This window comes from Paraburkholderia sp. MM6662-R1 (genome assembly GCF_050436245.1).
GTDB classification, from domain to species: domain Bacteria; phylum Pseudomonadota; class Gammaproteobacteria; order Burkholderiales; family Burkholderiaceae; genus Paraburkholderia; species Paraburkholderia tuberum.
Genome location: NZ_JBNDLV010000004.1, coordinates 2,325,749 through 2,344,985 on the forward strand (window position 1 = coordinate 2,325,749; position 19,237 = coordinate 2,344,985).

Here is a 19,237-nt window from a genome sequence, read left to right on the forward strand (position 1 = left end):
GGTCGGGGAACCTCTCCATTTCGCGCCTTATTCTGATGGTTTTGCGCCTTGACGCTCATCCGTTGTGTTCGAGCGAACATCAGTGCCAGCCTCCCGTTGCCCGGCCGTCTTATTCAGCGTTAACCGGCGATAGCGCTCTATCTAGCCCCCACGACCAGCGATGCGGCGACCCAGAAGGCGTCTCGACCCCAAATTTTTATGTTGCGGCGCGTCTAAAACCATCCTATAACCATCCATATGGATGGTGAAAGGATGGTGCGATGAAGAAACCCGCGGTATTGGACACCCCCCGCTCGAAAGGCGGCGACTCGGAAAAAATCACGATCAACCTCGGACCGGTCGACCTCGGGCAGATCGACCTGCTGGTTGAAGAAGGCTTCTATGCGAACCGGACCGACCTGATCCGAACGTCGATTCGCAACCAGCTCGCGCTACATGCGCGGGTCGTCCAGGAAACGGTTGCGCGTCGTTCGCTCGTGCTCGGGCTGCAGCATTTCTCCAGGCAGGATCTCGAGGCGATTCGAGCCGCGCGCGAGCGTCTCAACATTCAGGTCCTGGGATTGGCCAGCATTGCCGCCGATGTCTCCCCGGAACTCGCGCTCGCGACTATCGAAAGCGTCGTGGTGCTGGGAGCCTTTCACGCTTCGCTCGCAGTCAAGACGGCGCTTGCCGGCAGAATCCACTAGCCGCGCGAGGCCCACCCCCTCAACACCGGTAATCGGACAAATGTGATGAAACTCAACGAAGGCTTTCTGAACTCAATGCACGAAGCGATGACTTTGCTGCGTACCCGCGGCGTTGCCGAAGCGACAGAAGCGATACAACGCGCACTGCGAGGGGAAAGCGTCGGTGCAGTGAACGAAACTGCGTCGCGGGACAAGACGCCAGAGCCCGTTGTCTTCCCGTTTGCAAAGACCAAGGAAGCGACCGCGCACAAGGCGCGAGAAGACTGCCTTGACGTGGAGGAACGAGGACATTTCATTACGCTTGCGTATGCGAATGCCGCCGGTCGCCGTCAATATCGGCTGTATGTGCCGGCGGGGGACGCCGGCGAGCCGCTGCCACTGATTGTGATGCTGCACGGCTGCACGCAGGACGCCGACGATTTCGCAGCAGGCACGCAGATGAACGCGCTTGCCGAGCGGCATCGATGTCTCGTAGCTTATCCGGTGCAACCGCAGCAGGCGAATCCGTCGAAGTGCTGGAACTGGTTCAAACCTGACGATCAGCATCGCGAGCGCGGCGAGCCGTCGCTGATCGCAGGCATCACGCGCGAAATCATCTCGGCCCACAACGTCGATCCTGCGCGCGTGTACGTCGCGGGGATGTCCGCGGGGGGCGCGATGGCGGCGATCATGATCGCCGAGTATCCCGAACTGTATGCCGCGGTCGGCGTGCATTCCGGTCTTCCGGCACGGTGCGCGCACAATTTACCCTCCGCGCTCGCGGCGATGAAAGGCGGCAAGCACCCCCGAAATGCACGGCGCGTGCAAGGCGATACAGACTTGTCACCGACGCGGCCCATGATCGTCTTTCATGGTGACACGGATGCCACCGTTCACGTAGCGAATGCCACGCGGCTCGTGCAGAGGTTCGACGCACGGCCGGACGCCGGCAGCGAACGGCGTCGGGTCGACGCGGGCCGACGCGCCTGTACCGTCTCGCGGCTGGTTTCCGGCGACGGTATCGACGCCGAGTTGTGGACCATTCATGGCGCAGGGCACGCTTGGGCAGGCGGCAATGCACGAGGCAGTTATACGGACGCTACTGGTCCGGATGCGAGTGCCGAAATGCTGCGCTTCTTTCTTGATCATCCGCAACGACAATAGTGCAGGCCTCTCATGTGGTGACTATGATTGCGACGGAGTGGCGTCCGCTGTGCATGTAGAGCAAGTCCGCTTGCTCAACTGCATATAAAGGCTGCCCGATGAATCACTTCCGGTGAGAATCCTCGGCGGCAGGTCGGCGAAGCCGGATTTGCGCCGCAATCAACGTACGGCGGGTTGCCATTCAATTGGAGACATCCACGCGTGCTCGTCCATCGTCAACAACGGGTCGCGTGTCGCCGATCGCGGCCTTGCGAAGTTCGAGCGATGTGTGCCGATTGCATGAGGCAGTCATCGGCCATGAACGGCCGGTCGGCGAGGACGCCCGAAAGCGTTCAGTCAACTGCGCTTTCGACCCGCCGCCGACTGTTCGACAACGCAGATAGTTTGACCGTCCTCCGCATTCGGTGGGCGAGGGTCCGGGACGCTGAAATCGCTGGCATCGGGAGCGTGACTCGCCCTCACATTGCAGTTGCGTAGACCGATCGGTGGAGAACGGCAGCTACTTGTCCCGCAATGGCGCAACTGACGTCAATGAGCAGCGCGCAGGGAATACGACACCGTGTGGCTATCGATCGGGATCGCCATCATGGTCGTGATGCTGGGGCGTGCCGTGGCTGTGTACCCGTGTTGCACGCTCTTCTCGCGCTCGTCGCTGCAGATCGAGGTGCGGCATCAACATATCCTGTTCTGGGGCGGGCTACGCGGTGCCTTGGCCTTGGCGCTCGCGATGGGATTGCCGCCCGGACTACCACGGCGCGAAGAAATCATTACTGTGTGTTTTGCCGTGGTTGCTTTTTCAATCTTCGTTCAGGGCGCCACGATGACGCCGCTACTAAGGCGATTGGGTGTCGTTTAAAGATGCAGGGCCTCAAAAGTTTCATGCACGCCTGCTTTTCATCCTCATCGTTGCGCTCACGCATGCAGTCTAGTGAACCATGGTTACCGGTCTGGTAGTCACGCGCCATAACCCGGCGAGCATGGTCAGTCTGCGAAAGAAACCGAAATGGCTGGCGTCGATCACGACGACATCCGGTTGAGTCTTTGCAGCATAGGCGGCAATGGCTCTTGCGCCGTGCCCGAACACCCGCTTCCATTTGTACGGAACGCCTGCATCCTCAAGGACTGAGCGTGTCTGGATCAGCGCGTCGAGCATTATGTGTTTCTCATGGCGACGCAGTGCGCTGCGCGAGTGAAACGCTGCCGCACGCCCTTCGTCAATAGGCTCAAGCACTTCAAGCAGTTCGACTTCGGACACGCAGTGTTCCAGATACAGAAATGCGGCGTGTCGGGCAGCCTGTACGGCACCGCCGCTATCGACTACGGGGATCAGCAACCGTAACATTGAGTACTCCGATTTCGGCCAGCAGACCGACTTTGACACTTCCATTTCAGCACAGAGCGTGTCAATGAGTTGCAAAACTATACGCAGGACACGTAAAAATCCCGTCAACGCGACGTCTCGAACACGGTGCAAACATGACGGCAGCACTTCTGAGCGCAATTTCCCCCTGAATCGACGCTTCCGTGGGGATTGCATGCTACTGCCCCTGATAGTCGTTCGCTCCGACCAGTCTGTAGCCTACGCCGGTCTCCGTGATGATGTACTCTGGTTGCGCCGGATCACGTTCGAGTTTCTGGCGCAGGTGCCCCATGTAGACTCGCAAATAGTGGTCGTTATCAGCGTGCGTTTGGCCCCACACCTCCTGAAGTAGCTGTCGATGCGTCAGCACCCATCCTGCGCGTGACACAAGCGCCGACAGTAGCCGGTATTCGATCGGGGTAAGATGGACGATCTGGCTGTCGCGCGTTACCCTCCGTTCAGCAAGATCGATCGTGACAGCGCCGAAATGCACTTTGGTCGACCCCGTCCTGCCGCCGCAGGTTCGCCGCCGCAGGTGGGCGCGGATTCGCGCAGTCAGTTCCGGCAATCCGAACGGCTTGGTCAGGTAGTCATCGGCCCCGGCGTCGAGCGCCGCGACCTTATGCTCCTCCCGGGTTCGCGCCGTTAGCACGAGCACCGGCACAGTGGACCAGCTACGCAGTTCCCGAATCACGTCAATGCCGTCCATATCCGGCAAACCAAGATCGACGATGACGAGATCAGGCCGCCGTGTTGCGGCCTGCGCCAGCCCTTGCTCCCCCGTTTCGGCATCAAAGACCCTCATGCCATCCGCTTCCAGTGCCGTGTGAACGAAACGACGGATGTGCTTGTCGTCTTCAATCAGAACAACGGTGACCGTCGGCTCGCTCATGGTTTTGCCGGATCGACGGCCGGTGCCGGGAAGGCGCCCCCTGTTGACGCCGCCTGCTCTCCATCGTCGGGCCATAGCTCTGCGGGTGGCGCTTCGGCCGGCGGGGTCTCATCGGCGGGCAGCATGAACCAGAAGCGCGCGCCAATGATCTTACCCATTGTGCCGGTACGATTCTCGGCCCCGATCCTGCCGCCATGCGCCTCGACAATGGCACGGCAGATCGCGAGGCCAAGACCTATCCCGGCCTTCGCCGATTCTTTCTCGCCGCGCGTGAACTTGTCGAACACGCGCGTCTCCATGCCCGGCGGCAGGCCGGGCCCGCTATCGTCGACGCAGACCTTCACATATTTCCGGCCGCCATCATGGGCCGGCGTGGCATCGATCGTGAGCGGCGTCCCCGGTGGCGTGTACTTCGCCGCGTTCTCGAAGAGATTCACAAAGAGCCGCTCCATCAGCACCGCATCAAGCTGCAGCAGTGGCAGATCAGGCGGTACATGCACCCGGACTGGGCGCCCGGCGAGCATCCGCCGGCAAGCGCCGAGGGCCGCGCCGACGACCTCCTCGAGCATCGACCATTGCCGGTTCAGGCGCACGCCACCCGCTTCGAGGCGTGCCATGTCGAGCAGGTTCGTGACAAGACCATTCATCCTGAGCGCCTCCTCGTGGATTGCGTCGACGACTTCGCTGGTCGTTCTCACAGGCACACCGCTTTTGTCCTGTTCGGCAAGCATCGACGCGAATCCGACGATTGCGGTCAGTGGCGTGCGCAGGTCGTGTGAGATCGCCGACAGCAGGGAGTTGCGCAGTCGTTCGGACTCCATGTTGATGAGCGCGTCCTGCGCGATTTCCACGTAGTGAACGCGTTCGAGCGCCAGCGCAATCTGGGCGGCGAACGCATCGAGCATCCGCTGCTGCTCTGGACTCGCCAGATCCGAAGTCTGCTCCGATATCATCGCGAGCACGCCGCGCGTGCGCATCGGTGCCCTTAGCGGCAGGTACAGCGCGTCCGTGGCGGGCAGCGTATCCGTGCCACGTCCGGCAGGTTTTTGCTGGTCATACACCCATTGACCGATATCGAGGTCGAGCGCTTGTGCGTCCAGCATGACAGCAGGGTTAGGCTCTTCGACTTTCTGCCAGATCTTCTCTGCGCTGTCCGGCAGCAGGATCGCGACGCGCGCGTGAAACACTTCGCCGACGTGCCGCGTACCGATCTCGATGATCTGCCCGGTCGTCAGCGCCGCGCCCAGTTCACGTGACATGGCGTACATCGCACTGGTGCGCCGTTCGCGCATGGTCGCGATGTGCGCCTGACGGCGCAGGCTCGACGTCAGATGACTGATTGTCAAGGAAGTCAGCAGCATCACGAAGAAGGTCAGCACGTATTGCGTGTCCGAAACCGCGAATGTCATCTGCGGCGGTACGAAGAAGAAATCGAATGCCGCCACGCTGAGGAACGACAGCAGCACGCCCGGCCCGCGCCCGAGTCGCGCGGCCGCGAAGATCACGCCGAGCAGATACAGCATCACCAGGTTCGCCAGAGCGATATGGTGGAGAAAGGCTGACGCAACGGCTGTGATTCCTCCGCAGATTGCCAGGGCGTAAAAATAGCTTTGCGGCTTCAAGCGCCCGCCGCCTCCGGGCGCCACAGCAAAGCTCGGAGCACCGGTTCGCATATTCCGGCCCTCACGCTCCGGGGTCGCGCTCATCAGCGTGACGTCGATGTCGCGCGCGTTCTGCACGAGTTGCTCGCCGACCGGCGGCACGATCAGCCGCCGCCAGCGTCCCCGCGCTGACGCGCCGGCAACCAACCTGGACACATTGCGCATGCGGGCGTAAGCAACGAGCGTTTGTGCGGCGTCAGTCCCGTCGAGCGTGGCAGTTTCGGCACCGAGTTCGGCGGCGAGCTTCAACGCATCGAGCGTTCGTTTGCGCAAGTCGTCCGGCATGCGCTGCAGTTTCGGCGTCTCGACATACACGGCTATCCAGTCGGCCTTGATGCTCGTGGCGAGCCGCAAAGCGGCGCGCACCAGCACTGGCGCTTCCGGCCCCGGTCCGACGCACACAATGAGCCGCTCGCGTGCCTGCCAGATACGCTCGATAGACTGGTCGGCGCGATACTCGCGCATCTGCGCATCGACGCGATCCGCGGTACGGCGCAGCGCCAGTTCGCGCAGCGCAATCAGGTTGCCCTTGCGAAAGAAGTTACGCACGGCATGCTCGGCCTGCTGGGGCAGGTAGACCTTGCCGTCTCGCATCCGGTCGAGCAGCTCTTCGGCGGGCAAGTCGACTAGTGTGACCTCGTCGGCGCCATCGAACACCCGGTCGGGGACAGTTTCCCAGACCCGGATACCCGTGATCTGACCGACAATATCATTGAGACTTTCGAGATGCTGGACGTTGACCGTCGTGTAGACGTCGATGCCCGCGTCGAGGAGTTCGTGGACGTCTTGCCAGCGCTTCAGGTGCCGCGCGCCCTGCACGTTCGAGTGCGCGAGCTCGTCGACGAGGATGAGCTTTGGCCTGCGGGCGAGCGCGGCGTCGATGTCGAACTCGGAGAGCTGGTGGCCGCGATATTCGTGGCGCGCGAGCGGCAGTATCTCGAGACCATCCAGCAGCGCGATGGTTTCCTTGCGGCCATGGGTCTCGATGATCCCGACAACCACATCGGCGCCTTCTTCGTGCTGCCGCCGGGCGGCCTGCAGCATCGCAAACGTCTTCCCCACGCCCGCTGACGCGCCAAAGAAGACCTTCAGGCGGCCACGCTGCTGTTTCTCTTTATCCCGCTGGATCCTATCCAGAAGTTCGTCTGGGTCGGGGCGGTCCATCGAGTGTCTCCCATAAACGGCCGGCGGCAGACGTCAGACCCGCCCACCTTCCCGCCAGACGCACGTTGGCAGCACATCATCCGTGCATGGGTTTGAGGTCGTCGAGCGCGAGGTTGAGCTTCAGCACATTGACGCGCGCTTCGCCAAAAATGCCGAACTGCCGCCCGGACGTAGAGCGGGCAACCAGTTCGGTGACCTGGTCGGTCGTCAGCCCGCGGGCCTTGGCAACGCGTGCGGTCTGATAGGCCGCCGCAGCGGGACTGATCTCGGGATCGAGACCGCTGGCTGAGGACGTCACAAGATCCACCGGTACCGGTTGCGACATGTCGGTGCCCGCTGCCTTCAAGGCATCGATGCGACCTTTGATTTCGTCAGCGAGTGCGGGGTTGGTCGGACCAAGGTTCGAGCCGCCCGAGTTTTGCGCGTTGTAAGGGTTCGGTGTGGTCGCCGACAGGCGTCCCCAGAAATAGTACGGTGCGTCGAACTGCTGGCCGATCAAGGCGGAGCCTACTGCCTTGCCGTTGTGCTCAATCAGGCTGCCGCTCGCCTGGTGTGGAAACGCCATACGTCCGATGGCCGTCACAGCAATCGGATAAATGCCCCCCGCGATCACGGTCAGTACGACGAACAGCACAAGTACGGGGCGAATCAGGTTTTTCATGATGTTTGCGCTCCTTGTGTCAAACCCAGCCAAACGCGGACATGATCATGTCGATCAGCTTGATGAACGGAAACGGGAGCAGAATTCCGCCGAGCCCATAGACCAGCAGGTTGCGGCGCAACAGTGCGGCAGCCCCCAGCGGTCGGTACTTCACGCCCTTGAGCGCAAGCGGGATCAGCGCCACGATGATCAGCGCATTGAAGATCACTGCCGACAGGATTGCCGAGGCCGGCGAACTCAGATGCATCACGTCGAGCACCCGCAACTGCGGATAGGTCGTCGCGAACGCCGCCGGGATGATCGCGAAATACTTCGCGACGTCGTTGGCAATCGAGAATGTCGTGAGCGACCCGCGCGTCATCAGCATCTGCTTGCCGATCTCGACAATCTCGATCAGTTTCGTCGGGTTGGAGTCGAGGTCGACCATGTTGCCGGCTTCCTTAGCCGCCTGCGTGCCCGTATTCATGGCCACCGCGACGTCGGCCTGCGCGAGTGCGGGGGCATCATTGGTGCCGTCGCCGGTCATCGCGACGAGGCGTCCTTCACCCTGATGCGTGCGGATGATCGTGAGCTTCGCCTCCGGCGTGGCTTCGGCGAGGAAATCGTCGACGCCCGCTTCGGCCGCGATCGCCGCGGCGGTCAGCCGGTTGTCGCCGGTGATCATGATGGTCTTGATGCCCATCTGGCGCAGTTCGGCGAAACGTTCCTTGATGCCGCCCTTGACGATGTCCTTCAGCTCGATCACACCCAGCACGCGCGCTACGTCGCCGTGTTTTTCCGCCACCACGAGCGGTGTGCTGCCACGTCGCGCGACATCCGTCACGGCGCTCTCGACCTCGGATGCAAACTGCCCGCCGTGCATTTCGACGTAGTGCTTGATCGCTTCTGCCGCGCCCTTGCGGATCTCGCGGCCCGGCGTCCCGGAGGAAGTCCCCTTGGGGGACAGGTCGACGCCGCTCATCCGCGACTGCGCGCTGAACGCGAGGAAGGTCGCGTGCAAGGAGCTCATATCGCGCTCGCGGATGTTGAAACGCTGCTTCGCGAGCACAGTGATGCTGCGGCCTTCCGGCGTCTCGTCGGCAAGCGACGACAGCTGTGCGCCGTCGGCGAGCGCTTCCTCCGTGACACCCGGTGCCGGTATGAAGGCCGAGGCCTGACGGTTGCCGAGCGTAATCGTGCCGGTCTTGTCGAGCAGCAGCACGTCTACGTCGCCGGCGGCTTCAACAGCACGGCCCGAGGTCGCGATCACGTTCGCCTGCATCATGCGGCTCATGCCCGCAACACCGATCGCCGACAGCAGGCCGCCGATCGTCGTTGGAATCAGGCACACGAGCAGGGCAACGAGCGCGGTGATCGTCACGACGTGGCCGGCTTTTGCCACTTCGACGGAGAACATCGAGAACGGCAGCAGCGTGGCGGTAGCGAACAGCAGAACCAGCGTCAGCGCGACCAACAGGATCGTCAGTGCAATTTCGTTCGGCGTCTTCTGACGCTTCGCGCCTTCGACCATCGCGATCATGCGGTCAAGGAACGCTTCACCCGGGTTCACACTGACGCGTACGACGATCCAGTCGGACAGCACGCGCGTGCCACCCGTCACCGATGAAAAGTCGCCGCCCGACTCGCGGATCACCGGTGCGGATTCGCCGGTGATCGCCGATTCGTCGACCGACGCCACCCCTTCGATCACTTCGCCGTCGGCCGGGATCACGTCACCTGTCTCGACCAGCACGACGTCGCCGCGGCGCAGATCGTTCGCGGCCATGATGCGGATCGGCGCTTTCGGATGCGGCTCCTGCAGTTTCTTTGCCACCACATTGTGTTTGGCGCTGCGCAGCGACGCGGCCTGGGCCTTCGAGCGGCCTTCGGCCAGCGCTTCGGCAAAGTTCGCAAAGAGCACCGTGAACCACAGCCACAGCGCGATCGCGAGGATGAACCCCGCAGGCGCCTCGGCCTGGCCGGCGAGCGCAGCAAACCACAGGATCGTCGTCAGGAGGCTGCCGACGTAGACGCAGAACATCACCGGGTTGCGCAGCTGGGTACGCGGCGTGAGTTTCCTGAAGGAGTCCACGATTGCCGGGCGAACCAGCGTCGGATCGAACATCGACCTGGCCGCGGTGCGCGCCTGACCGATATTGCCCGGCTGATGGACAGGCGGTTGGGTATGTGTAGTCATGCTGTCCTCGGAATCAGTGAGCCGAGATCATCATCAGGTGTTCGACGACCGGGCCGAGCGCGAGCGCGGGCACATAGGTCAACGCACCGACCAGTACCACGGTGCCGAGCAGCAGCACGACGAACAGCGGGCCATGCGTGGGCAGCGTACCGGCGGTAACGGCAATGCGCTTCTTGCCCGCGAGCGAACCGGCGATGGCAAGCACCGGAACAATCGATCCAAAGCGCCCGAACCACATCGCGATCGCGAGCGTCACGTTGTAGAAGGGCGTATTGACCGACAGGCCGGCGAATGCGCTGCCGTTGTTGTTCGCGGCCGAGCTGTACGCATAGAGGATTTCAGAGAACCCGTGCGGACCGGGGTTGGCGATTCCAGCCACACCCGCTGCCGTCAGCACACCAACCGACGCGCCTAACAGTACGAGTAATGGCGTGAGCAGCACGGCAATCGACACCATCTTCATCTCGTACGACTCGATTTTCTTGCCGACGTACTCGGGCGTGCGGCCGATCATCAGCCCGGCGACGAATACCGCGAGCAACGCGAACACAAGCATCCCGTATAGCCCGGAGCCCACACCGCCGAAGATCACTTCGCCAAGTTCAATCAGCAGTAGCGGGACCATGCCACCGATCGGCGTGAGCGAATCGTGCATGTTATTGACCGCGCCGCATGAAGCCGACGTCGTCGCAACGGTGAAGATCCCCGACTGCGCGATGCCGAAGCGCGTCTCCTTGCCTTCCATGTTGCCGCCCGGCTGCAAGGCGGACGCGGTTTGATCCACATGCAGCGAGGCAAGCAGCGGATTGCCGCCCTGCTCGGAGGAAATCTCCACCCAGCAGGCGGCCGCGAAGGCGATCGTCATCGCGGCGAGGATGGCGTATCCCTGGCGCTGGTCGCCCACCATGCGACCGAACACAAGGCACAGCGCGGCCGGAATGACCAGCATGGCGATCATCTGCACGAAGTTCGCGAACGGCGTTGGGTTTTCATACGGGTGCGCGGAGTTGGCGTTAAAGAAGCCGCCCCCATTGGTGCCCAGCATCTTGATCGCTTCCTGCGATGCGGTGGGCCCCATGGCGATGGTCTGCCTGTCGGCCTTGTTGTCGACCATGACCGGATTGCCCTTCGCATCCTTCACCGGGTTGCCCTGGGCATCAGTCCTGGGCGTCTGGTAGGTCGTGACCTGCAGCGTGGCGACGTCCTTGTATGACTCGAAGTTCTGGATCGCACCCTGGCTGATGAATACGAGCGCGATGACCGTCGCGAGCGGCGCGAGGATGTAAAGCGTGATGCGCGTGAGGTCGACCCAGAAGTTGCCGATGGTTTTCGTCGTATGGCGTGCAAAGCCGCGGATCAGCGCTACGACGACGGCAATACCGGTGGCGGCCGAAAAAAAGTTCTGAACGGCTAACGCGGCCATCTGCGTCAGGTAGCTGACGGTCGACTCCGGCGTGTAATCCTGCCAGTTCGTATTGGTCACAAAGCTGATGGCCGTATTGAATGCAGCGTCGGGGGTCATCGGGCCGAAACCCTGCGGGTTTGCCGGCAGCCATTGCTGGAGGCGCAGGAATCCGTACACGGCCAGCGCGCCGAGCGCATTGAAAACGATCAAGGCGAGGGCATAGTGCGTCCATGCCATTTCGGCTTCGGGATTGACGCCAGCGAGCTTGTATAAGACCGCCTCCAGCGGCCTTCCGATACGCCGCACGACGACGGACGAGCCGTCAAGCACGCTGGTCATGTAGCGGCCAAGCGGAATCGCGAGCGCGATCAGCACGACGATATAGAGTCCTGTCTGAAACAGGTTATTGGCGTTCATTCGAGGGCCTCCGCTCGCAGCAGGGCGTACACGAGGTAGACAAACAGTAAGAGCGTCGACACTGCGGCGAGCCACGTCATCCAGGAAGTCATGGACGGCCTCCGGGGGCGCGGCGGAGCTTGTCGCAGCCGACCGCAAGCGCTGCGACCAGCCCCCCGAATGCGGCGATGGCGATGAGGTAAACCAGATCCATGACGATGCCCTCCCATGACGGATCTTTCCAAGATCAAGCCTATGAAAGAGGGCGTAAACGCCGTGGTAAGACCACGTGCTGGGGTATAAAAAATATGTAAACGGGATCCGGTTCTCGCCTCGAAGGAACACCAGTCAAGGCGATCTGCGCGATGCGCGTCCTCCCCGGGTTCGGCGTCAGCCGTTTGCGCAGATCCGGACTGCGTCAGGCGCAGGCAGCTCTTTTCTCCGGGCGCGCCGAAGCAGCATGGACCAGACGCGACCTTTATCTGTCTGAGGCTGCCGGAATGATTCTTCTGAGCAGAGTTCGCACACCGCAAAGCACACCCCGTCAGCCACGCTCCAACCGCCTGCGCACCGTCCCCACCAACCTGTCAAACGGCAATGTACTCGCAGCCAGCGCACTGACCTCAGAAAAATTCTCCCTCACGATATCTGTCAACACCTGCCCCGGCGGCGCCTCGACCAGCACCTGCGCGCCCATTTCCTGCATCACGGTCAGCGCATCGAACCAGCGCACGGTGTAACGCATATTGGTCGCAAGATCCTCGCGAATCGCATCGGCCGTATATAACGGGCGTCCACCGCGATTGCCGATATAAACACCGCGCGGTCTTTCAACATGCAACGTGCGCGAGTACGCCAGCAGTTCGTCGCTCGCACGCGCGAGCAATTCGCAATGCGAGGGCACGCTGACCGCGAGCCGCGTGGCCTTGCGCGCGCCGGCCGCGAGCGCGCGTTCGATGAACCCGTCGAGCGCATCGTCCGCGCCGGCCATCACGATCTGGCGCGGTGCATTGACGTTGCCGATATACACGCGTTGCCGTTGCTCCGCGGCCTGCTGTGCAACGAGCGTTTCCGCCTGCTGCTCGCTCAAGCCGGAGACGGCCGCGAGACCATAGCCCGCCGGATAAGCGGTTTCCATCAGCTCGGCGCGTCGCTGCACCATCTTCAGCGCGTCGCGGAACGCCACCGCGCCACAACTGACCGCCGCCGCATACGCGCCGATCGACAGTCCCGCGCTGATCTCCGCCGCCAATCCTTCATCGGCGAGCGCGCGCATGATCGCGACGCCCGCGACGGTCAAGCCCAGTTGCACCGCGACCGTCGAATCGAAAGCGTCGGCTGAGTCGAGCGTCAGCACGTCGATGCCAAGTGCGTCGGAGGCTTCAGCGAGCGTGTCCTGTACCGCGCGATGCTGCGGCAGTCGATGCAGAAAGCCTTCGCTCTGCGCACCCTGGCCGGGGAACAGAAGCGCGAGCATCAGGCAATGCCATTGTGAGCAACCGCCGCCCACGGATCAGCGATCAAGCGGGGGCCGCTCGCATCGCGGGCAAGCACGCGCGCCTTGCCCGCGGCCCATTCCGCGAGCGCCACGCCACCCGCGGGCGTTTCGAGTTGCGCATCGATGCGGATACCGATATGCGCCGCGAGCGTTTGCAGTTGCTCCAGCAAAGCACTCGCGACATTCAGCGCCAGCGGTTGCGGCACGCGGATCAACAGATCGAGGTCGCTCGTTTCGTTGACAGTCGGCACGTGCGTCGCCAGTTCAAAGCCGGTGCTGCCAATAGGTCCCCAAGCGAATCCACCAAGCGGACCGCCCGAATCACGTTGCAACGAAAGCAGTGCAACGAACGAGGGCAATGCATCACGTCCAGCATCGGCTTGCGTCTGCGCGAGCGATTCCGGCGGCACGGCACCGACGATATCGTCCGCATGCACCCATGTGCCGTAGCGTTGCGCTCGCTTCGCACCGCGTACGCCGATCGCGACGAAACCATCAGCGGCGAGCGCGCGCCGGACGACCGCATACGGCGCGCGTTCGAACGCGTCGCGAACCCACGCTGGTTCGTCATCGGGCAAGTCCAGCCGCCGCAAGCGCAGCAGATCATGCGGCCGCCACCGCGCGTCGCACGACGTGGCGTGCACGGTGGAGAAGGGCGCAGCCGCACACACGCGCATCACACGGCATCCCATTGTTCGGCAAGACGCCGCCGCACCTCGATCGACGCCGCGCGAGTCTGCCGCGCCGCCGCCGATTCCAGCCGACGCGCGAGCGTACGATCCCCCTCGCGCGCTCTGCGAATCTGCTCGACCAGCACCGTGCGCACGCGCTCGATCTGTGCCGCGTCGGGTGCGTCCGCGTCGATGCCTTCGATCAACTGATCGAGCAGCCCCAACTTCGCGAACGACGCCATCGAATACGACATCGGCACGATCGTGTCGCCGAGTTCGTCGAGTTCTTCGACCGTGCGGCGCGTGACGCGCGCGGCCGCTTCCTTGCCCATCGCGTGGACCATCGTGCCGGGCGCGTCGAGCGCGACGATGCGGTTCGCCTGATAGCCGTGCGCGAGGAACGCGCCGGACATCGCCGGACCGACGATCAGCGCGATCACCGGATGGCCGGCGTCGCGCGCGCTCGCATAGGCGTCGACGGCGGCCGCGCAGGCGAGGTGGATGCCGAGCATTTCCTCGCGATAGCCGTACGCCTGGCTCTTCACGTCGACGATGGCGACGATCGGGCGGCGCGTGCCGGCGTCCACACCCGCATCCGCTTCGATTGCTTCACGCACCGCGCGCGCGAGTTGCCAGCCTTGTTCGAGCCCGACCACGTTGGTGGTCGCGCGCGGAAAACGGTTCGCGGGATCGGGCACGACCGTGATGAAGCGCGCGGTGTCGCCGCCGAGCGGCGCATCGCCGCTCCAGACGGGCGCCGCGCTCGACGGTTCGCCGGCAAGTGCATTGAACCAGCGCGCGCCGCGCGTGAGTGTCGTGTCGTTCATGCCTGCTCCTTGTTCGACGCATCGCGCCCTTGCGGGTTGTACACATCACGCAGCGTCTCGGGCGTGACGCTCGCCGGATCGATCCGCGCGAGCCTCTGCAAGAACGTGTCGACCTGCTCGCTGCGATGCGTGGCCGGCACGCCTTGCGCGAACGCGGCGCGTACGGCGGCGCGCACGGCCTCGGCATCGTCGTCGACGAGTGTGTCGGCGAGCGCGCTCGCCACGCGCTGCTCGCCGCCGATCAGTTGCCATACGCGACGGCGATCGCTCGCATCGAGTTCTTCGATACCGGCTTCCTGCTCGATCACTTCAGGTCCGTTCATGCCGAGCCGTCCCTGCTTCGTCACGATCAGATACGAGCACAGCGCGGCCGCGAGCGACATGCCGCCAAAGCAGCCGACCATGCCCGCGATCACGCCGACCACCGGCACGCGCCGGCGCAACGCGACGATCGCCGCCTGAATCTCGGCGATGACCGCAAGCCCAAGGTTCGCTTCCTGCAACCGCACGCCGCCGGTCTCGAACAGCACGACGGGGCGCACGAGCTTGCCACGCTCGCAGTCGCGTAGCGCCATCTCGAGCGCCGCGGCGATCTTGCTGCCCGACACTTCGCCGATGCTGCCGCCCTGGAACGCCGATTCGATCGCGGCGACTACCGCCGGTTCGCCGTCGATCGTGCCGCGCGCGATCACGCAGCCGTCGTCGGCCTGGCAGACGATGCCCTGCAAGGGCAGCCACGGCGACCCGATGCGATCGAACGGTCCGAGCAGTTCGCGGAAGCTGCCCGCGTCGAGCAGCGAGCGGGCGCGCTCGCGCGCGGGCAGTTCGATGAAGCTTTCGCGCAGCAGCGGCGCGCTATGTACGCTGGCGCTCGTGCTCATACGCTGTCTCCTTCCTCGGCCGCTTCGACCGCTTCGGCGAGCCGCAACGCGACCACGCCCGGCGTCGCGCCGAAGTCGTTGATCTCGATGTGCGCGGCGCCGTCGTAGCGCGTGAAGAAGCGGTCGAGCACGCTCTTCCAGATGTGGCTATAGCCGTCGACGCTGGTGCGCACCACCACGTGCGCGGCGAGCGCCGAACCGCCTGGATCGGCGGCGGCAGGCGACAGCAGCACTTCCAGATCGCCCGAGCCGACCACGCCGACGTGCGCGCGGGTCGTGACGGCGCGTTGCGCCGGATAGTCGAAGGTCAGATGTTCCATGAGGCTTAGCTCCGGCTGGCGTCGCGATGCGCCAGCATGTCGAGAAAGAGGGTGGCGGCGAGCAGATCGGCCGCGCCGCCCGGCGATGCGTTCAGCGACAGCAGTTCGCGTTCGAGCGCGTCGAGCGCGACGCGGCCCGCGGCTGTCGAACTGCCGCCCGCGTCGAGCACGCGCCGCGCGCCGCGCTGCCCCGCATGCAAGCCCGCGAGTCCCGCGCGATGCAGCAGGCAGGTATCGTCGAGCGTGCTCATGATCGCGAGCAGCGCATCGATGCGCGCGGCGTTTTCGTCGAGGCCGCGTGCGCGGGCCGCGTGCAATGCCGGCAGACCGACGTCGAGCGCGTGCGGAAAGCCGTCCTGCGCTTCGCGCCGCGCACCACCGACCTGATAGCGTCGACGCGCGCGTTCGCCGTGGCTATCGGACGAAGCGGCGAAGCGGTCCGGGAAGCAGGCGATCTGCGCGGCCAGCGTGCAGATGCGCGAGGTATCGACACGGTTGGGACCGCCAGGCCTGTGCGCACGCATGGAGGAACTCGAAGCCGTTTCGAGCGCCACGCCCGCAACCAGCAAGCCGATGATCCAGATCGCGCCGCGATGCGCATTGCTCCCTCCCGTCGCCTGCATCATCTCCTGTTCGCCCGCGCGGCCGATCTGCGCGAGCTCGGCGCGCAGCAGCGCCGAGGGTTCGCCGCGGCGGCGCGCCGTGCGCGCCAGCGCCGCGAAGGTCGGTTCGAGCGCGTGCGCGGAGCGCCGCATGATCGCTAGATCGAGGTCGCGATGCGCGCCGCTGCCGCGCCGGTCGACGAGCGCGGGCTTCGGCGTGAGCTCCGCCTCGTCGATCAGCGCGATGATCGCGTCGCGCGCCAGTTGGGCGTCGGAAAACGGCGCGACCGGCGACCTGCCACATGCATCGTGTAGGACCGAAGCATGCGGCGCGTCCAACCGTTCAGGAAGAACAGCAGCGGACGCCATCGTCACCAGCTCCGGAAGCGCGCGGGCGGCGCGTACAGTCCGCCCGACCACGTGACCAGATCGTCGATGCTGCGCGCCGCGAGCAGCGAACGCTTCGCGTCGCCGCGCCGGATGCCGAGATCTTCCGGATACGCGACGATGCCGCGCCGGCGCAATTCCGCGGTTTTCTCGGGCTTCGCGCGCAGACCGATCGGCGTGACACCGGCCACCGCCGCGACCGCCGCGCGCCGCTCGTCGATGCCTTCGGCCTTGTGCAGATGCGCGATGCCTTCCTCGGTGACCACATGGCTCACGTCGTCGCCGTAGATCATCACCGGCGCGATCGGCATGCCGTTTTTCGCGCCGACCGCGACCGCGTCGAGTTCATCGACGAAGGTTGGCTCGCCGCCTTTCTTGTACGTTTCCGCGAGTTGCACGACGAGCTTCTGGCCACGCGACACCGCGCCGTCGCCCTTCAACAGCTTCAGCCACGCCTCGCTCGAATGACGCCGGCCGCGCGGATCGTGGCCCATGTTCGGCGCGCCGCCAAAACCGGCGAGCCGTCCGCGCGTGACCGTCGACGAATTCGCGTCCGCATCGATCTGCAGCGTCGAGCCGATGAACAGGTCGACGCCGTATTGCCCGGCCAACTGACACAGCACGCGGTTCGAGCGCAGGCTGCCGTCGTTGCCGGTGAAGAACACATCGGGACGCGCCTCGATATACGCCTCCATGCCGACCTCGCTGCCGAAGCAATGGATGCTGTCGACCCAGCCCGATTCGATCGCGGGGATCATCGTCGGGTGCGGATTGAGTGTCCAGTTGCGGCAGATCCTGCCCTTGAGACCGAGCGATTCGCCGTAGGTGGGCAGCAGCAGTTCGATCGCCGCGGTATCGAAGCCGATGCCGTGATTCAGCGACGTGACGCCATACGGCTCGTAGATGCCGCGTATCACCATCATCGCGGTCAGCACCTGCAAGTCGCCGATATGGCGCGGATCGCGCGTGAACAGCGGCTCGACCGCGAACGGCCGGTCCGCCTGCACGACCACGTCGACCCACGAGCCCGGAATGTCGACACGCGGCAATTCGTCGACGATCTCGTTGACCTGCACGATCACGATGCCGTGACGGAACGCGGCGGCCTCGGCGATCGTCGGCGTGTCCTCGGTATTCGGGCCGGTGTACAGATTGCCGTTACGGTCGGCCTTGTCCGCGCACAGCAGTGCAACGTGCGGCGTCAGGTCGACGAACATGCGCGCATACAGCTCGACATACGTATAGATCGCGCCGATTTCGAGCTGGCCGTCTTCGAGCAGTTGCGCAACGCGCAGACTCTGCGGCCCCGCGAACGAGAAATCGACCTTGTGCGCGATGCCGCGCTCGAACAGCGTCAAGTGCTCAGGACGACTGATGCTCGAAATCAGCAGATGCACGTCGTGCAGCTTGTGAGGATCGACCGTGGCGAGCGAGCGCGACAGGAAGTCGGCCTGTTTCTGGTTGTCGCCTTCGAGTGCGACGCGCTCGCCGGGCTGGATCAGCGTTTCAAGCGCATCGACGATGCGGTGCGTGGGCAGCACGCCGTCTTCGAGCCACGGCGCGATGGCCGCGAGGCGGCGGTTCTTTTCGTCGCGCCGGGTCGTCCACGAGCGGGCAGTGGACCGCGATGCGGCGGCTTCGGCGGGGTGGTTCATCGGCTCGGTCATCGGTTCGATCAGCTCCCGGTGGTGACGCGCGGGCGTCGGCCGCGCGGCTTCGGTTGATGCGCAAGCGCTTCTTCGCGCGCGCGCTCGGTCAGGAAACGATGCAGAAGCTCGCCGGTGCCGAGCAGATGCGCGACCACCAGCGACTGCGCGGTCGCGATATCGCGGCGCTCGACGGCATCGAGCAGCGCGGCGTGCTCACTGTCGGACTCGCCCTTGTACGACGGCAAGCCGAACTTCAGGCGCAGATAGCGTTCGCCGCGCCGGTGCAGCAAGCCGATCATGTCCTCGAGCTGCGGCCGGCCGGCGGGCGCGTAGAGACACATATGGAACGCGGCATTGCGCGTGACGTATAGCGACGGATCCTCTTCGCGCTCGGCGGCGCGGCACAAGTCCACGGCTTCGCGCAGCGTCGCGGCGGTGTGATGCGGAATCGCAAGGCCGAGCGCGAGACTTTCGAGCGCCGAGCGGATCTCGTAGATCTCGCGCGCTTCGTTGGCGGACAGCGGCGCGACGCTCGCGCCTTTATGGACCGCCGCGCGTGCCCAGCCCTCGCTTTCGAGCTGGCGCAGCGCCTCACGCACGGGAATCGCACTGACCGAGAAATGCCGGGCAATCGCGTCCTGGCGCAGCGGGGCGCCGGGCGCGAGCGTGCCGTCGACGATCGCCGCGCGCAGCGCCTCAGCAATCATGTGCGAGGTGCTTTCGCGCGGCGCGGCGGCCGGAAGAAACGAACCGGACATGGCGGCGTCCAGGGGAAAACCTTCAGTTGCGTCGGTCATGGTATCAAATATTATATATGAAAAGACGCGCATTTCGGCGCGGGCAAACCCGGAAGTCTTG

Annotated in this window: 18 protein-coding genes; 3 read left to right on the top strand and 15 right to left on the bottom strand. The window is 64.3% G+C overall.

Annotated features, from left to right (window positions below; genetic code table 11):
• The first annotated feature begins 260 nt into the window (after positions 1-260).
• From OKW39_RS40585 to OKW39_RS40595, 3 genes are all read left to right on the top strand, one after another.
• On the top strand, positions 261-686 hold the full coding sequence (locus OKW39_RS40585) for a CopG family transcriptional regulator (RefSeq protein WP_429565218.1): 426 nt from the start codon (positions 261-263) through the stop codon (positions 684-686).
• Between the two features lie 45 nt (positions 687-731).
• Positions 732-1,829, top strand: coding sequence for an extracellular catalytic domain type 1 short-chain-length polyhydroxyalkanoate depolymerase (locus OKW39_RS40590; protein WP_429565219.1), 1,098 nt, complete (start codon positions 732-734; stop codon positions 1,827-1,829).
• Between the two features lie 559 nt (positions 1,830-2,388).
• Positions 2,389-2,685 carry a cation:proton antiporter gene (locus tag OKW39_RS40595; RefSeq protein ID WP_429334046.1) on the top strand — a complete coding sequence of 99 codons (297 nt, stop codon included), beginning with the start codon at positions 2,389-2,391 and terminating at the stop codon, positions 2,683-2,685.
• Positions 2,686-2,754: 69 nt separating this feature from the next.
• On the opposite strand, the gene OKW39_RS40600 is transcribed toward OKW39_RS40595, so the two are convergent.
• The 15 genes from OKW39_RS40600 to OKW39_RS40670 form a co-directional block, all read right to left on the bottom strand.
• On the bottom strand, positions 2,755-3,171 hold the full coding sequence (locus OKW39_RS40600; RefSeq protein ID WP_429565220.1) for a universal stress protein: 417 nt from the start codon (positions 3,169-3,171) through the stop codon (positions 2,755-2,757).
• A gap of 196 nt (positions 3,172-3,367) precedes the next feature.
• Entirely contained in the window at positions 3,368-4,081 is a 714-nt protein-coding gene (gene kdpE, locus OKW39_RS40605) for a two-component system response regulator KdpE (RefSeq protein WP_090806163.1), read from the bottom strand.
• Positions 4,078-6,906, bottom strand: coding sequence for a DUF4118 domain-containing protein (locus OKW39_RS40610; protein WP_429565221.1), 2,829 nt, complete (start codon positions 6,904-6,906; stop codon positions 4,078-4,080). The genes kdpE and OKW39_RS40610 overlap by 4 nt, the downstream gene beginning before the upstream one ends.
• A gap of 76 nt (positions 6,907-6,982) precedes the next feature.
• Complete coding sequence (kdpC, locus tag OKW39_RS40615) at positions 6,983-7,567, bottom strand: potassium-transporting ATPase subunit KdpC (RefSeq protein ID WP_187631712.1); 585 nt, start codon at positions 7,565-7,567, stop codon at positions 6,983-6,985.
• A 19-nt stretch (positions 7,568-7,586) separates the two neighbouring features.
• Positions 7,587-9,671, bottom strand: coding sequence for a potassium-transporting ATPase subunit KdpB (gene kdpB, locus OKW39_RS40620; RefSeq protein WP_090810086.1), 2,085 nt, complete (start codon positions 9,669-9,671; stop codon positions 7,587-7,589).
• Between the two features lie 85 nt (positions 9,672-9,756).
• Positions 9,757-11,565: a potassium-transporting ATPase subunit KdpA gene (gene kdpA / locus OKW39_RS40625; RefSeq protein ID WP_429565222.1), complete on the bottom strand. Its 1,809-nt coding sequence runs from the start codon at positions 11,563-11,565 to the stop codon at positions 9,757-9,759.
• Complete coding sequence (gene kdpF, locus OKW39_RS40630) at positions 11,562-11,657, bottom strand: K(+)-transporting ATPase subunit F (protein ID WP_090806156.1); 96 nt, start codon at positions 11,655-11,657, stop codon at positions 11,562-11,564. The genes kdpA and kdpF overlap by 4 nt, the downstream gene beginning before the upstream one ends.
• A 431-nt stretch (positions 11,658-12,088) precedes the next feature.
• Positions 12,089-13,021 (bottom strand): malonate decarboxylase subunit epsilon, encoded by a 933-nt coding sequence (gene mdcH, locus OKW39_RS40635; protein ID WP_429565223.1) that lies wholly within the window; start codon positions 13,019-13,021, stop codon positions 12,089-12,091.
• Positions 13,021-13,719 (bottom strand): malonate decarboxylase holo-ACP synthase, encoded by a 699-nt coding sequence (locus OKW39_RS40640; RefSeq protein WP_429565224.1) that lies wholly within the window; start codon positions 13,717-13,719, stop codon positions 13,021-13,023. Before OKW39_RS40640 ends, mdcH begins: the two co-directional genes overlap by 1 nt.
• Positions 13,719-14,540 carry a biotin-independent malonate decarboxylase subunit gamma gene (mdcE, locus tag OKW39_RS40645; protein ID WP_429565225.1) on the bottom strand — a complete coding sequence of 274 codons (822 nt, stop codon included), beginning with the start codon at positions 14,538-14,540 and terminating at the stop codon, positions 13,719-13,721. Before mdcE ends, OKW39_RS40640 begins: the two co-directional genes overlap by 1 nt.
• Entirely contained in the window at positions 14,537-15,421 is an 885-nt protein-coding gene (locus OKW39_RS40650) for a biotin-independent malonate decarboxylase subunit beta (protein WP_184068359.1), read from the bottom strand. The genes mdcE and OKW39_RS40650 overlap by 4 nt, the downstream gene beginning before the upstream one ends.
• Positions 15,418-15,741 carry a malonate decarboxylase subunit delta gene (locus tag OKW39_RS40655; RefSeq protein WP_184038621.1) on the bottom strand — a complete coding sequence of 108 codons (324 nt, stop codon included), beginning with the start codon at positions 15,739-15,741 and terminating at the stop codon, positions 15,418-15,420. The genes OKW39_RS40650 and OKW39_RS40655 overlap by 4 nt, the downstream gene beginning before the upstream one ends.
• A gap of 5 nt (positions 15,742-15,746) precedes the next feature.
• Positions 15,747-16,712, bottom strand: coding sequence for a triphosphoribosyl-dephospho-CoA synthase (locus tag OKW39_RS40660; RefSeq protein WP_429565226.1), 966 nt, complete (start codon positions 16,710-16,712; stop codon positions 15,747-15,749).
• 2 nt (positions 16,713-16,714) lie between these two features.
• Positions 16,715-18,385, bottom strand: coding sequence for a malonate decarboxylase subunit alpha (mdcA, locus tag OKW39_RS40665; RefSeq protein WP_429565227.1), 1,671 nt, complete (start codon positions 18,383-18,385; stop codon positions 16,715-16,717).
• A gap of 20 nt (positions 18,386-18,405) precedes the next feature.
• Positions 18,406-19,176: a GntR family transcriptional regulator gene (locus OKW39_RS40670; protein WP_429565228.1), complete on the bottom strand. Its 771-nt coding sequence runs from the start codon at positions 19,174-19,176 to the stop codon at positions 18,406-18,408.
• Between the last annotated feature and the right edge of the window lie 61 nt (positions 19,177-19,237).